The sequence below is a fragment of the Kocuria subflava genome (assembly GCF_012163155.1).
GTDB lineage: Bacteria > Actinomycetota > Actinomycetes > Actinomycetales > Micrococcaceae > Kocuria > Kocuria subflava.
The window spans coordinates 1-519 of sequence record NZ_JAAVUN010000249.1 but is presented as its reverse complement, the minus strand read 5'-3'; the positions used below and the strand labels follow the sequence as shown (position 1 = coordinate 519).

At 69.2% G+C, this 519-nt stretch carries 1 pseudogene; it reads left to right on the top strand.

Annotated features, from left to right (window positions below):
* A pseudogene (locus tag GTW58_RS14015) lies at positions 1 to 519 on the top strand (DivIVA domain-containing protein); the annotation flags it as partial.

Genomic DNA, 519 nt, shown 5'->3' with positions numbered 1-519 from the left:
GGGCCCGTGCCCACCGACCCGCCCGCCCAACCCACCCCGGAGGAGCCCGCCCCCGCCGTGGAGACCGAGGAGGAGGTCGCTCAGCCGATCGTGGCCGAGGACGCAGCCGGTGCGGCAGGCGAGCCCGTGGACCGGGCTACAGCTCCAGGTGCCGGCGACGCGCAGAGCGCGGCGGGTGTCCTGGTCATGGCTCAGCGGTTGCACGACGAGTACGTGGCCAAGGGCCAGGCAGAACATGACCGCCTCACGGCCGACGGCCAGTCCGAGTACGACCGTCTGCTCTCCGAGGCCCAGCGCTCGAAGGATGAAGTCCTGACCAGCCTGGAATCCGAGCGCGGTGCCTTGCAGGAGAAGGTCGATCATCTGCGCGGCTTCGAACAGACCTACCGGGTGAAGCTCAAGGAGTTCATCTCCGGTCAGCTCAACGACATCGATGCAGCTCCGCCCGTGGAGGACGACGTGGCTGCGATCGTGGGCGAGTTGCCCGCTGACGAACCGCAGGTCCAGGGGGCCACGGAT